Annotated in this window: 11 protein-coding genes, 2 pseudogenes and 1 other annotated feature; of the genes and pseudogenes, 9 read left to right on the plus strand and 4 right to left on the minus strand. The window is 65.9% G+C overall.

Features of this window, described 5'->3' with window-relative positions; translation table 11 throughout:
* Positions 1-29: 29 nt before the first annotated feature.
* The 4 genes and pseudogenes from B9B60_RS16500 to B9B60_RS16515 form a co-directional block, all read right to left on the minus strand.
* Positions 30-251, minus strand: a pseudogene (locus B9B60_RS16500) (integrase core domain-containing protein); the annotation flags it as partial.
* Positions 252-259: 8 nt separating this feature from the next.
* Positions 260-1,381, minus strand: coding sequence for an IS110 family RNA-guided transposase (locus B9B60_RS16505; RefSeq protein WP_084453161.1), 1,122 nt, complete (start codon positions 1,379-1,381; stop codon positions 260-262).
* Between the two features lie 233 nt (positions 1,382-1,614).
* A pseudogene (locus B9B60_RS16510) lies at positions 1,615-2,328 on the minus strand (IS3 family transposase); the annotation flags it as partial.
* Positions 2,230-2,361, minus strand: a sequence feature (AL1L pseudoknot). It overlaps the preceding pseudogene by 99 nt.
* On the minus strand, positions 2,325-2,645 hold the full coding sequence (locus tag B9B60_RS16515; protein WP_084453165.1) for a transposase: 321 nt from the start codon (positions 2,643-2,645) through the stop codon (positions 2,325-2,327). Its footprint overlaps the feature before it by 37 nt. The pseudogene B9B60_RS16510 and the gene B9B60_RS16515, both read right to left, overlap by 4 nt.
* Before the next feature lie 177 nt (positions 2,646-2,822).
* On the opposite strand from B9B60_RS16515, the gene B9B60_RS17810 reads away from it, so the two are divergent.
* From B9B60_RS17810 to B9B60_RS16560, 9 genes are all read left to right on the plus strand, one after another.
* Positions 2,823-2,945 (plus strand): hypothetical protein, encoded by a 123-nt coding sequence (locus B9B60_RS17810; protein WP_327078603.1) that lies wholly within the window; start codon positions 2,823-2,825, stop codon positions 2,943-2,945.
* A 150-nt stretch (positions 2,946-3,095) separates the two neighbouring features.
* The gene (locus B9B60_RS16525; RefSeq protein ID WP_084453167.1) at positions 3,096-3,449 is read left to right on the plus strand and encodes a sulfate permease; all 354 of its coding nucleotides are present in this window, start codon (positions 3,096-3,098) and stop codon (positions 3,447-3,449) included.
* An 11-nt stretch (positions 3,450-3,460) separates the two neighbouring features.
* A complete protein-coding gene (locus B9B60_RS16530; RefSeq protein WP_084453169.1) occupies positions 3,461-3,685 on the plus strand; it encodes a hypothetical protein in 225 nt (74 codons plus the stop codon).
* A gap of 146 nt (positions 3,686-3,831) precedes the next feature.
* Positions 3,832-4,788 carry an AAA family ATPase gene (locus B9B60_RS16535; RefSeq protein WP_084453171.1) on the plus strand — a complete coding sequence of 319 codons (957 nt, stop codon included), beginning with the start codon at positions 3,832-3,834 and terminating at the stop codon, positions 4,786-4,788.
* A 74-nt stretch (positions 4,789-4,862) separates the two neighbouring features.
* Positions 4,863-7,400 carry a S8 family peptidase gene (locus tag B9B60_RS16540; RefSeq protein WP_234993912.1) on the plus strand — a complete coding sequence of 846 codons (2,538 nt, stop codon included), beginning with the start codon at positions 4,863-4,865 and terminating at the stop codon, positions 7,398-7,400.
* 52 nt (positions 7,401-7,452) lie between these two features.
* Positions 7,453-8,922 carry a hypothetical protein gene (locus tag B9B60_RS16545; RefSeq protein WP_084453174.1) on the plus strand — a complete coding sequence of 490 codons (1,470 nt, stop codon included), beginning with the start codon at positions 7,453-7,455 and terminating at the stop codon, positions 8,920-8,922.
* Positions 8,923-9,048: 126 nt separating this feature from the next.
* A complete protein-coding gene (locus B9B60_RS16550) occupies positions 9,049-10,365 on the plus strand; it encodes a ComEC/Rec2 family competence protein (protein ID WP_084453176.1) in 1,317 nt (438 codons plus the stop codon).
* A complete protein-coding gene (locus tag B9B60_RS16555) occupies positions 10,362-12,836 on the plus strand; it encodes a ThiF family adenylyltransferase (protein WP_084453178.1) in 2,475 nt (824 codons plus the stop codon). The genes B9B60_RS16550 and B9B60_RS16555 overlap by 4 nt, the downstream gene beginning before the upstream one ends.
* Positions 12,833-13,906: a patatin-like phospholipase family protein gene (locus tag B9B60_RS16560; RefSeq protein ID WP_084453180.1), complete on the plus strand. Its 1,074-nt coding sequence runs from the start codon at positions 12,833-12,835 to the stop codon at positions 13,904-13,906. The genes B9B60_RS16555 and B9B60_RS16560 overlap by 4 nt, the downstream gene beginning before the upstream one ends.
* Positions 13,907-13,999: the final 93 nt, after the last annotated feature.

The following is a 13,999-nucleotide window of genomic DNA, read 5'->3' on the forward strand; positions in this document are numbered from 1 at the left end:
GGACCACACCAGCCGACCAGGCTGCGTGACTACCCACTGTCACCTATCGGTGCAGCAGTCCCATCAGCGTAGTAGGCGGCTTCGAACTCGGCCGGCGGGATGTCGCCGCAGCGACCATGAAGGCGTGAAATGTTGTACCAGTCGACCCATTCGAGGGTTGCCAGCTCGACGTCGTCGAGGCCGCGCCACGGTCCTTGTCGCCAGATGAGTTCCTTCTTGTACAGCTTGTTCAGGGCCTCTGCGGCGGCGTTGACGCCCCCTATAGGTCAAGAGTTTGCTGGCTGGCTGAGGTCGGTAAGGCTTGCCTGGCGCGGTGATCGGTCATGACGGCCTGGTAGACCTCGCGAGCGAGGTAGCGCTTCAGGCAGCGGATGATGTCGCGTTGTGACAGTCCCTCGGCGGTCCGCCGGGCGACGTACTTGATGGTCGGCTCATGGAATCTCATCCTCACGATGACGGCCCGGTAGAGGGCTGCGTTGGCTTCGCGGTGGCCAGCTCGTGAGAGCCGGTGCCGGTTCGTCATGCCCGAGGAGGCTGGGACCGGGCTGGTCCCGCAGAGCTTGGCGAAGGCGGCTTCGGAGTGGACTCGCTCAGGGTTGTCGCCGAAGACGATGAGCACTTCGGCAGCAGTGTCCGCGCCGATGCCGAGGCCTTCGCGCAGAGTGGGCGCGTGGGACCGGGTGAGGTCGTCGAGGATCGTGTCGTGCTCGCGGATCTCGGCTTCGAGCGCCTGGTAGCGCTTCGCGAGTGTCCGCAACGCGTGCTTGGCGCTGGCAGTTGTGGAGTTCACTGCGCCTGGACGCAGTGACGCGCATCTGTCGATGAGGACCTTGTCGGACGTGCCGGCGAGGTGCTCACGTAGGTCCGCGGGTGCGGTGACGATGAGCGCTTTGAGCGTGATGATCGCGCTTGTCTTCGCCTTGCGTGCGGTGTCGCGAGCGATCTTTATCTGCCGGATCATCTCGGCGGTGCCGTCGGCAGACTTCGGGACTGCCTTGGCTTGCCCTCCGAGTACGGCCCGTGCAGCTGCCTCGGCGTCCAGGGTGTCGCTCTTGCCGTTGTTGCGTCGGCTGCGGCGATCGCCGCGGTTGACCTCGATGACGCGGTGGCCGGTGCGACGCAGGAAGCTGGCCAGGCCGACGCCGTAGCTACCGGTGCCTTCGACGCCGTAGGCGATGACTCGGCCGTTGCCGGCCAACGCGGCTGCCCAGGCTTCGAGTTGCGCGTAGCCCTCACGGTTGGCGGCGACGTGTTGTGCTGCGAGTCGGGCGCCGAGGTGGTCGATCGCGACGGCGACGTGGGCGTACTTGTGGGTGTCGACGCCGATGATGATCTGCCGGCTGGCTACCGGCTCGGTGGGTGTGACGGTCATGCTGTTCATGGCTGCCCTTCCGATCTGGCTGGGTTGTCGAAGCCAGCTGGTCGGGCGGGTAGGACAGGACTGCGATGGGTCAGGTTTGGCGATCAGGCCCCTATTCGGTCACCGCCCTCCCGGCCAGCCGGTGTGTGCGTTGATCGCCACCTGGCCGGCGCCGACAGATCAACGCCAAGGCACCGTGGCCAGTCGTAAGCAAGGGTCAGGTTCCGGCCAGGCAGCCCCTAATTCTGCTCACAGTCGTAGGAGTCCCCGGTCGAACCGACCGAGGCTTCGATCCCGGACTCGGCGAGGCGCTCGGTGGAGCGAATGGCGAGGTATTGAGCTCCCTTGTCGCTGTGATGGACTAATTTCGACAGGTCTCGTTGATCGCGCGAGCGGGTCCAGATCGCGTGCTCGAGGGCATCCAGCGCCAGATCGGTGCGCAGCGAACGGGACACTCGCCACCCGACGACGCGACGGGCGAACAGGTCCATCACGAAGGCGACGTACACGAACCCGGCCCACGTCGCGACATAGGTAATGTCAGCGACCCACCGCTGATCCGGTGCTGCCGCAGTGAAGTCACGCTCGAGGCGGTCGCGCGGCTCGTGGACGCCAGGTGGTGCGGGGCGTGTCGTGCGAGTCGAGCGAGCGTTGGGCACCCCGGACAGGCCCAGCGCGCGCATCCGGCGCTCAACGGTGCACCGAGCGACCGGATCGTGCGGGTGGGCCCGGTTGATCGCCTTCCACATCTTCCGCGTGCCGTACACGCCCATGTTCTCCTCGTGCAGCGCGACCAGACGCTCGTCCAGCACTGCGTCACGACAAGCCCGCGACGAGGGCGGTCGGGACTTACGGGCGTAGTACGAACTTGGGGCGATCTGGACCCCGGCCTCGGCCAGGACGGTGCAGATCGGCTCGACCCCGTGCTCGTCGCGGTGCTCGTCGATAAAGGCATCGACGTCCCTCAGCGGCGGTCGAGCTCCGCCTGAGCGAAATACGCACTCGCCTGCCGAAGGATCGTGTTTGCTCGCCGCAGCTCACGGTTCTCCTTCTCCAGCTCCGCCATCCGGGTGGCGTCAGCGCCGCTGGTACCCGGCAGCTCGCCCGCATCGACCCGCTCGCGCTGGACCCAGTTGCGCAACGTGTCGCCATTGATACCCAGCTGCTCACCCACGAGCCGACAGGCACGAGAGACCGGCAACCCCGGCTCACCCGCCAAGCGGTCGCGTACCAGCCTCACAGCTCGCTGACGAATCTCATCGGGATACTTCCTCGGTGCAGGCATGACTCCATCCTCCTGGGGAGATCAAGCCCTCCACCCATCCCGGGGCGATCCAGCGAGCCACCCCGTGACCAGCAACAGGCCGCTGCGTGGCGACACCACGGGCGCACGGTCGCGGCCTACCGGGACCGGTACGGCATCACCGACGACACGCCCCTCGGGCCGACCCCGGAGACCGCGGTGCAGAAGATCGACGCCGCCCGCGCGAAGACGGCGCTCGACCGCGCACGCAATCTGGCCACCCTCGCGGGTGCCGCGCCGAAGCGGTCGCAGGGGCGAGAGCCGCTCGGGCGTTCGCTCTGACCGATGCCCTTCCCGGTGTCGCCGCCACGTCGTAAAGTGGAGGTTGAGGCGGCCTCTATATGCGCTGTCGCTCGTCGCGACGGTATGACTCTCCCGGAAACGGGCGGTCCTTTCAGGTTCTTGTCGCCGAACCCTTGGAGAGGACTGTCCATGTTCCGACTCATCTGGGCCCTCAGCGTCCGCGCTCGGTACTTCCTGCGCCGCTACATGCCCACCAACATCCTGCTCGACGCCATCCGGACTCGCCGCGGTCTGCGATGGGGGCTCCCGGCGATGCTGCTGGCCATCCCGTACCTGTACACCGCGAGCATCTGCGTGCAGCTCATCGAGGACGCCGGCCCTGGCTGGCTGCACCTGCTCGTGCTGCTTTTCATCTACAACGCCATGAAGTTCACCATCATGGGACCGGTCAGCCTGGTCCTGCTGCTGCGCGCCAAAGTGCGCGAACACGTCGAGCGGCGACGCGAGCATCGCGCCGACCATCGGTCGATGGTCACGGCGTAGGGGAGCGTCCGATGGGCAAGTACGTGAAGAGGACCGCCCGGCGCCGCTACGACGAACGGCACTTCTCCGTCCGCGCGGTGCATCGCGACCCACCCGATCTGCACAAGCTCTGCGAGGTCCTGATCCGGCTCACCTTGCAGGAGGTCGGTCAGTCACGAGCCCAGCGCCGGGCGGACGAGTCTGCCGAGACCTACCGGGAGCCAGCACGGCCCGATCCTGTGAGCGAGAAGGACTGAGCCCCGGCGACGTGACCGAGGTCAGAGGGTCCACCGGGGCTTGCGATCCTCAGCGTAGCGGCCGTGTCGGCGAGGCTCGCTAGCCTCGGAGCCGCCACCGGTAAAGTAGGCAGGACATGAAGGTGGGCGACTGAGGGAGGCAGACCATGGCGCGTGCGGACCTGCTTCTCGACCTCGTCGAGGCCGAGCGCCGTGGCGATCGAGATCGTTTCCGCGTCCTCGTCGAAGCGGTGATCGCTGAGGAGCGAGCCAACCAGCACCACCTCGTCGCCGACCGTCTGTCCGAGCTGATCACCACCACCGGACAGAGCGCCCCACGTGATGACCGCGCCGCAGCCATGCGTGACCTGGTGCAAGAGATCGTTCCTCATCGACGCCTGGACGAGCTGGAGCTTGCCCCGGTCCCGCACCGGGTCGTCACCGAGCTGATCGAGGAGCAGAAGCGCGCCGAGCTACTGCGCAGCTACGGGATCGAACCCCGAAATCGACTGCTATTGTCCGGCCCGCCGGGCAACGGCAAGACCAGCGTCGCCGAGGCCATCGCCTCGGAGTTGATGCTGCCCTTCTACGTCATCCGCTACGAAGGGGTCGTATCAAGCTTCCTGGGCGAGACCGCCGCGCGGCTCGACAACGCCTTCGAGTTCGCCCGCACCCGCCGCTGCGTGCTGTTCTTCGACGAACTCGACACCATCGCCAAGGAACGATCCGACGAGCACGAGACCGGGGAGATCAAGCGGGTTGTCTCGACTCTGCTGCTCCAGATCGACCAGCTTCCCCCGCACGTTCTGCTGGTGGGAGCGACCAACCACAGCGAACTTCTCGACCGGGCAGCATGGCGACGCTTCCAGATCCGCGCTGAACTCGAACCGCCCAGTCGTACACAGGCCACCCGCTTCCTGGAACGCCTCGCCGCCCGCTTGGGTGGCGACCTCGGATTCGCCCCCCGGACCCTAGCGGACAAGCTCGCGGGAGCGAGTTTCTCCGAGCTGGAAGAGTTCGCGTTGGACGTGCGCCGCAGAGCGGTGCTCGAACTCCCCGACAGCAACCTTCGGCGGATCGTCCAAGAACGTCTTGAGCACAGGCGAGATCAGGCGGCGGGATGACCGCGGAGCGCCGGCCGCTCCTGGCGTTTGGGTCGCCAACGGTGGTAGATCGGCCTACGCAAACGCCCCGGGACATGCCGCGCTTGTCCAAACCCAACGCCGGTCGGCAGGGGGAGCGGCTGACGCCGCAGTTCGGGGAGCTGAGTGCAGCGTTCGACGACGAGCGGGCGCGTCTTTCCGCTGACACACCCGACGAGGTCGATCCGGCGTTGGTGGTCGTCTTCGACCTCGCCGGCAGCATCAAGGACTTCCGCAACGCGATCGACCAGATCGACGGATTGGAGTTCCTGTCCGAGTTGATCGGCGACCGGTCCGACCCAGACGACGACTTCCACATGACCGAGTCCGAGAGCGGTCGCACGGACAAGCCCGTCCAGCACTCCCTGTACCTGATGATGTCGAACGCCAAAGCGATCGACGAACTCCTGCGCCTGTTCAACGCTTGGCAAGCAGACCCGTCAGCGTCGTTCGCCTACGGCTTGGGCAAGTTCAAGACCGCGTTCCAACAGCTCACCGCGATCCGACGGTGGGGAGCAGAGGATCGCATCCGAGAGACCGGCCTGCGCGAGCAATGGCAGGAGAACCTCGACGTCGTCGGTCAGTCCGTCAGCACCGTGATGGTCGAAGTCGAGCTGTGGTACCGCCGCGACGCCACACAGCGCGCCACAGCACAGGCACATGTCGAGCAGGTCATCTCCGGCAGTGGCGGCCGTGTGCTCGACCGCTCCCAGATCGGCGAGATCAGCTACCACGCACTGCTCGCGGAACTGCCTATCCAACAGGTTCACGCGCTGCTGGCCGACGAGGCCGAGTCGATCCGGCTGCTTACCACCGACGAAGTCATGTTCGTCAACCCATTCACTCCCATGAGCGTCGCACCGCCGACCACAGAACCGGTCAGCGAGGTCCGCTTGCCTCCCGGAGAACGCACCGACGGCCTGCCCAGGGTCGCCCTTCTGGACGGGTTGCCGTTTCCCAACCACGACGCCCTCGCCGGCCGGCTGGTAGTCGACGACCCCGACGGGCTCGGCGAGAACTACCCGCTGGCCGCGCGCCACCACGGCACCGCGATGGCCTCCCTGATCATCCACGGTGACCTCTCGGCCGACGGCGAACCGCTCGACCGGCCCCTGTATGTCCGGCCCATCATGCGACCCCACGAGTTCATGACAGGACACGAGCAGATCCTCCCGGACCGGTTGCTCACCGATCTGCTGCACCGCGCGGTCAAGCGAATCGTCGAAGGAGAGGCCGGTCGGGGTCCGGTCGCGCCGAGCGTGCGCATCATCAACCTCTCCATCGGTGCGCAAGCCCGAGCGCTCGTGCGCCGGATGAGCCCCGTCGGACGGCTACTCGACTGGCTGGCCCACTCCTACAACCTGCTGTTCATCGTCAGCGCCGGCAACCACCTCGGCCCGCTCACGATCCCGGCCGATGCCATCAGCACCGCCGATTCGGCACGATCCGCCGTGCTGCGGTCCGTCTACGACGCCGCACTGCTGCGAGGCATCCTCCCTCCAGGCGACGCCCTCAACGCACTGACCATCGGCGCCACCCACAGCGATGGACTCGGCGACATTGAGGTGCCGGACACCGCCTGGGACATCACCCACCAGGACGGCCCAGCTCACTACGGCTCGACGGGACCCGGCGTTGACCGCTCAGTCAAGCCCGACCTGCACCACATCGGCGGCAGGGCACTCTACGCCCGCCCTGTCACACCTTCCGGTGGGCAGGAATCCGTCGCGGTGGAACTGGCTTCGACCGCAGCGACCGGGCCAGGCCTGCAAGTGGCCGCGCCCGGGCGAGCGGGCGCAACGAACAACACCGTCTTCACCGTCGGCACGAGCAACGCGACCGCGTTGGTGGCCCGCGAAGCCAGCCGCCTGTACGACATCCTCGAAGCCGGCTCCGACGATCCCGAAGACGCGCCGCTACCGGACCCGCAGTACCACCCGCTGCTCGTGAGAGCCCTCCTCGCCCACGCCAGCAGTTGGGGCGAATGGGAGGCGCGACTGCGCCGCGAACTCGGCCTCACCAACCAGCAAGCCCGCCGCCACTTGACCGCGCTCCTGGGCTACGGCCGGCTCGACACCGACCGGCTCGGAACCGCAGCCACGAACAGGGCAGTGCTGGTCGGCGGGGGACTGATCGCACGCGACCAACGCCACACCTACGAGCTGCCGCTGCCGCCTTCGCTTCGTGCACGCGCAGAGTGGCACCGCTTCACCATCACCCTCGCCTACATGGTCCCCACCGTCGGCCAGCTCAACCGTTACCGGGGCGCCAAGGTCTACTTCGCCACGCCAGACATGCAACTCGCCGGTGGTAAGCGGATCGACGCCGAACCCAACTCGGTCAGACGGGGAAGCCTCCAACACGAGATCGTGCAGGGCACCCGCACGATGGTGTTCGGCGACGACGGCACCTTCCCGATCCACGTCGAGTGCATGGACGACGCTCAACGGCTACGCGCCGGCAAGACCGTGCGATACGCGCTCGTGGTGTCCGTGGAGACTGCGGAACAGACATCGACCACCATCCACGACGAGGTACGGGCGAGACTGCGCCAGCAGGTTCGCGATCGCGCACGCGGTCGGGTGCAGAGCTGATGCGCACGACGACAGGCCGCTCAGCGCCCGCACCACGCAGAATCGAGGCCGTATGAGCACGAACGAAGACCGGACAGGCGCCATCGACCTCACTCGGGCACCACGCGGCGAGCTGGCCGCCGCCCAGCTCGTCACTGCCGTCGCAGACACCGGCGATCTCGCAGAACGTCACTACCTCGAACTGAAGGGGCCGCCCGACCTCGCGACGAAAGTGAACAAGGCCAAGGTGGCGAAGTTCATCCTCGGCGCCGCGAACCGGTTGCCCGATCGCGCCGCTGAAGCCTTCGAGGGCTACGGCGTGATGATCGTCGGCATCACCAAGCAGGGCATCGAAGGCATACCGCCGATCGAGATGCTCGCACTGTCCCAGGTGATTCAGCCGTTCCTCGGCGCGGCCGGCCCTCACTGGGACGTCGTGCGCGTCCCGGTGAAAGGCTCGACGAACCAGGTCTTGGTCATCCTCGTCGACCCACCGCAGGTAGGTCAGCCACCGTTCATCTGCCGATCCAACGGCGAAGGACTCCAAAGCGGGCGCACCTACTACCGGGGCGACGGCGAGACCCGCGAGGCAAACGCCGATGAACTCGATCTGCTGATGGCACGCGGAGCCTCACGCCCGCCAGCCCCCGTCGAACTCGATGTCGCGGTCGTCGGCACCGTCGTTCCCCTCATCATCGACGAGCAGACCGTCGACGACCTCATCACCAACGCGCGCCAACGCCTCCTCGCGGCGCTCCCAAAACCGGAACCCAAGCAGTCGCCAGCCACCGGATTCGCGATGGGGTCATCCGACGGCTTCCGCGCGGCGATGGGAGCCTCGTCTGCTCTCTCGCGCCTCCTCGCGGACCAGACATCGGCCGCGAGCCAGCTTGCTGCCTTCACCGCCACGGAAGAGCCGGAGAAGCGCTCGGAGGATGAGTACCGCGCCGAGATCGATGCCTGGGAGGAACGGTTCCGCGCCGCATGGGCAGAAGCTGTCGAGCTGTTCGCCGTCCACGCCCTGCCCGGGAACGAGGTAACCGTCGTCAACAAGACCCAGACGTTCCTGCACGACGTAGAAGTGAAGCTGCACCTCGACGGCGCCGTTGAAGCCGAAGAGCGCCAAGGCTACGGAGACGGACCCGACTGGCGAGACCTGAAGCTGCCCTCTCCACCTCGCAAATGGGGCCCCACAAAACGAGACCTCGGCCTCCACACCGGGTACTCCGCCGGCCTCGCGGCGTCGATCGCATCCCAGCCCTACACGCCCCGTCCATACGTGCCACCCGACGCTTCCTGGAAGACGACCGGCTCGGTCGATGTCGAAGTTGTCGTCGGAGACCTCCGCCCGGAGGCAACCTTCCAAACAGACGACGGTGAGGCGGTTCTCCTCATCCGCGGTGAGGCGCCCGAGCAGATACAAGGCACCTGGACAGCGACCGCCCGAGGCTACAACCAAGTGTTCACCGGCGCCGTCCAGGTGACGATCGCCGAGCCGACTCATCTCACGAACCTGATCCGCGACTTCTTCAATCTCGACTGAGACGACCCATTCCCGCACCTTGGGTCGTGGTTCGCTCTGCCGCCGCAGTCATGATGTCGGTGCCCGCGGCTAGCCTTATCACAAGCCTGGAGTCGCGCCCGACGAACTCCGGCGGAGAGGCAGCACATGTACCAGTCTGAGGGGCTTCCAGCCCGTGGTGTGGTGTTCTGGCCGGTTGGGACCGGTGACAGCACGACTGTAGTCATCGACGATCTTGTCGTGCTGCAGGTCGATCTGCACGACATGGCGAAGGCAAATGACGAGGCCACGCCGGAGGTTGCGGTGGTTGACCGGCTCGTTGACGCGTTGCCGGTGGTGGACGGTGTGCCGTACTTGGCGACCTTCGCGCTGACGCACGTTGATAAAGACCACTGTCTGGGCTTCGCGGACTTGCTGGAGCGCGTCAGGATCGGCGAGTTGTGGTCGACCCCTCGGCTGTGGCGTGAGTACAACGATCCGGACGCGCCGGAACTGTGCAACGACGCGATTGCGTTCCGGGAGGAGTCAGAGCGGCGCATCGCGGCAACGATGGATGCCGTGAACGCTGCAGGTGTCCCTGAAAGTGGTGATCGTATCCGTGTTATCGGCTACGACGACGAACACAGCTCCCACGCCTATGACGAGCTGCCGGAGGCGTACCTGGCGTGGCCGGGCCAGTCGTTGACCGTGCTTGACGGGCACGAGCGTGCGGGCGTGTTTGAGGCATTCATCCATGCGCCGTTCAAGGACGATGCGGCGGCGGCGCGGAACGAGACATCCTTGTCCATGCAGGTCACCTTGACGGACGAGACGGGTATTGACGGCAAGGTGCTGCTGTTCGGCGACTTGGCTCACGACACGATCATGAAGATCTTCAACTACAGCGAGTACTACTACCGTGAGCAGTATCTTTCTTGGGATCTGCTTCTGGCACCTCACCACTGCTCCAAGCGCGTGATGTACAAGAAGGATCTTGACGGCAACGAACAGCTCCAGATGGATGTGCTCAACGCGTTCGAGCGCAACGCCCGCCCGAACGGAGCCGTCGTCTGCAGCAGCGCCGTGTTTCCCGACGTGGACGTGGACGGACACAACCCGCCGCATAGGATGGCGGCAGACCGGTACGCAGAGATCGCGGACGAGGTCATCTGCACTATGTCGTGGGTCGATGAGGCAGCGCCGTCTCCGGTCGTGTTCGGTGTCGACGCGGCTGGCGCACGGGTCATTCGGGGCGACCTCGTCAGCAGCGCGGCGACCGAGGCCAAGGTCGAGCTCGCAGCTTCTGCGACTGGTCGCAGGTTCGCTGCCATCACAGCAGCCGCTGTCGCTGTCGGGAACGCAATTCCAGCCGCTACAGCCAGCGCTGCGCCTTCGGGTGCCGGCCCGGAGCGTGTTGACGCGGCGGTTGCTGCCGACCGAGGTGGCAACAGCGCCCCGGAGACGCCGGTCGGGTTCGGTCGTTGAGCGAGCTGGCCCACCGGCAACTTTCCGACCTCGCCGAAGTCAGCGGTGGTGCGATTCAGCTACTGGAGGTCGAGAACGATGAGAAGGGCCTGACCACCTTCACTGTCTCACTCGATACGTCCGGGATCGTGACGAGTGAGTCGGGCATCCGCGTGCGCGCCCGCGAACGATTCGAGATCGTGGTCGGCTCGTCCTTTCCGTATCTGCACCCGGACGTCTATGTCACGCACCGCCGCTGGGCGGGGACGCCACATGTGCAGTGGGGGCGCGTCCTGTGTCTGTATGCGGCTCCTTCCGTGGAGTGGAATCCTGCGGACGGGATGCGCGGTCTGATCGCGCGACTCAACCTGTGGCTGCAGCGTGCCGCGGCCGGCGAACTCGATCCGGCCGGCCAGCCGCTGCATCCGCCGGTCGCGTACAGCTCGTACAAGAACGGCTGGGTAGTTGTTCGCCCCGACTTGGGCGACCTGGTTCCTTGGGCGGAAGCGGAACCCGACTCTGCGCGAGTGCGCCTTCTATACGCCTGGTGCGCACAGTACGGCGAACGGATCGATGTCCTGGAGTGGCTGACTGGCCAGCAAATATACGAACGGTTCGTGGCTGACGAACTGCCAGCGCGCGACGACCGCGGCACTGCGCTCTTCGTCGCTCCGCTGGTGTTGATCAGCGACACCCTCGACATGGAGTACCCCGGCACAGCGGAAGCCCTCGCCGCGGCTCTCGACACCTACGGGTACAGCCGCGATGAACTGCTCAGGGCCCTCGTGAACGCTCGCACCATCAATAATGCAGTTGGTGTCGCACTCGACGGAGACGGCGCCGTACCCGCCATGATGTTGCTCGGCACTCCCGCGCGCAGGCTCGAACCCGGGCAGCCACTGGCCCACATCACGGCCTGGCACCTGGACGACCTTGGTGAGCAGATCACCGATCTGCTCCAAGACGTCAGCCCGGAACACGTCGAACTCACCCAACGGGTGCGAGACCTGGCGGACACCTGGCTAGGTCTCGCCAAGATTCAGTGGATGGTCATTCACGAGGCCCGATCGGAGGTGACACGTCGCCGCGACTCCGGATCCCCCGCCCAGTGGCTCGCCGGGCGCAAAGTGTTGATCTTGGGTTGCGGAGCACTCGGGGCACCGATCGCTGAACACTGCGTACGCGCCGGAGCGGCGCAACTGCACGTCGTCGACAAGGGCGTTGTCACACCCGGAATCCTGGTCAGGCAGCCGTACGACGACGCGGACATCGGCTACAACAAGGCCGAACGATTGGCGCAGAGGCTGGCTCGTATCCGCCGGGACCTCACGGTCACGAGCGCGCGGGACAATATCGTGACTGGCACGCTCTCGGCCCCTGAAACTCTGCTCCAGTACGACCTCATCATCGACGCGACGGCCGACGTGGGAGTGCGGGTCGGGATCGAACGAGCACATGCGGCTACACGCGGACAATGGCCACCGACGATCAGCGCGCTGTTCGGACACACCGCGCAGCGAGGCATCGCCACGGTATCGATGCCGGGCGCCACCGGAAGTGGCCACGACATTCTGCGGCGCGTTGCCATCGAGACCGTCACTAACCCGCCAGCGGGCTGGAGCGCCATCGCAGAAGACCTGTTCCCGAACCCGCCGCGCACTGATCGGTTCTTCCCAGAGCCAGGCTGCTCAGCACCAACCTTCACCGGCGCAGCAAGCGAAGTCACGTCGCTTGCATCCGCGCTGTTCTCCGCCGCCCTCGTCGCCGTTGCCGACGCGAACACAGCACCGATGTCCGCGATCGGCTGTGATCTTGCGCCCACAGCATCAGGCATCCGCCCCGTGCCGCTGATCTGGCAGAACGACATCACACTTACGGACCACACCGGCGAATATGAAGTCCGCATCAGCGAACGGGCGCTCGCCGAGATGCGCACCGAGGCACGGCGAGGACTACGAGTACGAGGGACGCGAGTCGAGACCGGTGGGATGATCCTGGGCAGCCTCGACGAAGCCACCCAGACCGTCTACATCGATGCCGCTACCGGCCCATCGCCCGACAGCCACCTGTCAGCCGCGTACTTCGACCACGGCATCGAGGGCACCCAGGACATCGTCACGAGCATCCGCACCGCGACCGTAGATCGGATCGGATTCGTCGGGATGTGGCATACCCATCCGCACGGACTCGCCGCCCCAAGCCCCACCGACGAGGACGGTATGGCCGACATCGTGTCGCCCGACGGCACTGGGCGCAGAGCCGTCATGCTGATTCTCGGTGGCAGGGGAAGAACCTGGCGGAGCTGGTTGGAGACAGGAACACCGCCGGATCTCTACGTGCGCGTGGTGAGCCGCGCGACCACAACCCGACCTGAGACGCCGATGGCACTCCATCTCATCTCGCCGGGTGCGTGGTTCCCCGGCGGCTACGCCTACCCGAGCCAGAGAACTTCTGACGAAGAGGAGCAAGAAGCTCCAGGTGGTGACCGATGACTACGAAGATCGGTCTTGCCCTCTCCGGGGGAGGGTTCCGCGCCACAGCATTCGGCCTCGGTGCTCTCCGAGCCCTCCACGACCGCGACGTCCTCGACAAGGTCAATGTCGTGTCAGGCATCAGCGGCGGCAGCCTCCTGACCGCAATGTGGGCGTACGGACCTCAGCGATTCGATGAGTTCGACGACACCGTCACCGCTCTGCTCCGAAGGGGCCTGCAAGCCGAACTGGCGCGCCGGGCACTTACTCCACGCGCCGCCTGGCGAGCAACACTGAGCACAATGCGTGCTCTCGGCACTCGGCAAGGTCGCTCGTACTCCCGTACGGACGCGCTGGTTGAGGCACTGGCCTCGCGCCCCTTCGGCGCCCAGAAGATGACCGAGGTCAGGCACGCCGGCCTGGACACTGTCATCTCTGCGACCGACATGAGAACCGGTAACGCCGTCAGGTTCGGCAGCGCCCTCAGCGCCTCTTCCCCCTACGGGCGGATCGTTGATGAGGTGCCCGTGGCCGATGCCGTCGCAGCCTCAGCAGCCTTCCCCGTCCTGCTACCCGCCTTGCATCGGCGATACGTGTTTCAACGAACCGATGGCACGCGCCACGACGAAGAGCTGGCGATGACCGACGGCGGTGTTTACGACAACCTCGGCCTCGCGCCCCTGCTGCCCGGTCGGTCTACCCGCTACAGCCATCATGTCTACGACCTCGACTACATCATCGCGGTCGATGCTGGTCGAGGTCGCGGTGAACAAACGCCAGCTCGCTTCCTCACTAGACGACTCGCGCAGAGCTTCGACATCACTCACACGAAGTCGCAGGACGCTGCGCGAAGCCGAATTCACTCGATTGGAGAGGCAGCGGAGATCAAGGGATTTCTTCATGTCTACCTCGGCATGCATGACGACCGGCTCCCAACCCCGATGGCCGACCTGATCCCACGAGGCACGGTGCACGCTTATCCCACGAACTTCGCGGCGATGACCAAGAGCGACCTGGATGCGATCGTCATTCGCGGTGAGCAACTGACACGCTCACTGATCAACGCCTACACACCCGCCCTCGGCGCATGATGCACGTGCAGACTCCTCGCGGTGGCGATCCGGGACTGCTGCACCGATAGGTGACAGTGGGTAGTCACGCAGCCTGGTCGGCTGGTGTGGTCA

This window comes from Janibacter indicus (genome assembly GCF_900176385.1).
Lineage (GTDB): Bacteria > Actinomycetota > Actinomycetes > Actinomycetales > Dermatophilaceae > Janibacter > Janibacter indicus.

What these genes read in the sequence shown, in the direction of transcription:
- B9B60_RS16505 (WP_084453161.1), bottom strand. Translation starts at nt 1,381, where the DNA reads ATGAACAGCATGACCGTCACACCCACCGAGCCGGTAGCCAGCCGGCAG.
- B9B60_RS16515 (WP_084453165.1), bottom strand. Translation starts at nt 2,645, where the DNA reads ATGCCTGCACCGAGGAAGTATCCCGATGAGATTCGTCAGCGAGCTGTG.
- B9B60_RS16525 (WP_084453167.1), top strand. Translation starts at nt 3,096, where the DNA reads ATGTTCCGACTCATCTGGGCCCTCAGCGTCCGCGCTCGGTACTTCCTG.
- B9B60_RS16530 (WP_084453169.1), top strand. Translation starts at nt 3,461, where the DNA reads ATGGGCAAGTACGTGAAGAGGACCGCCCGGCGCCGCTACGACGAACGG.
- B9B60_RS16535 (WP_084453171.1), top strand. Translation starts at nt 3,832, where the DNA reads ATGGCGCGTGCGGACCTGCTTCTCGACCTCGTCGAGGCCGAGCGCCGT.
- B9B60_RS16540 (WP_234993912.1), top strand. Translation starts at nt 4,863, where the DNA reads ATGCCGCGCTTGTCCAAACCCAACGCCGGTCGGCAGGGGGAGCGGCTG.
- B9B60_RS16545 (WP_084453174.1), top strand. Translation starts at nt 7,453, where the DNA reads ATGAGCACGAACGAAGACCGGACAGGCGCCATCGACCTCACTCGGGCA.
- B9B60_RS16550 (WP_084453176.1), top strand. Translation starts at nt 9,049, where the DNA reads ATGTACCAGTCTGAGGGGCTTCCAGCCCGTGGTGTGGTGTTCTGGCCG.
- B9B60_RS16560 (WP_084453180.1), top strand. Translation starts at nt 12,833, where the DNA reads ATGACTACGAAGATCGGTCTTGCCCTCTCCGGGGGAGGGTTCCGCGCC.